General features: G+C 64.8%; 1 protein-coding gene. It reads left to right on the top strand.

The window, feature by feature from the left end:
• Positions 1-244 (top strand): septation protein IspZ (locus tag SB772_RS44650; RefSeq protein ID WP_410839108.1); only part of this gene is annotated, 244 nt, incomplete at both ends.

Below are 244 nucleotides of genomic sequence, written 5' to 3'. Positions count from 1 at the left end.
CCTGCCTGGTGTTCGGCGGCCTGACCCTGACCTTCCACAGCGAAACCTTCCTCAAATGGAAAGCGCCGGTGGTCAACTGGCTGTTCGCCCTGGCCTTCGCCGGCAGCCACTTCATCGGCGACCGAGTGCTGATCAAGCGCATCATGGGCCACGCCCTGACCCTGCCCGATGCCATCTGGGCCCGCCTGAACCTGGCCTGGATCTGCTTCTTCCTGGTCTGCGGTGCGGCCAACCTGTTCGTCGC

Origin of the sequence: Paraburkholderia sp. SIMBA_030 (assembly GCF_046535245.1) — a bacterium.
Classification (GTDB): domain Bacteria; phylum Pseudomonadota; class Gammaproteobacteria; order Burkholderiales; family Burkholderiaceae; genus Paraburkholderia.
The sequence above is the reverse complement of the archived record's forward strand: the minus strand, read 5'-3'. Positions and strand labels throughout refer to the sequence as shown.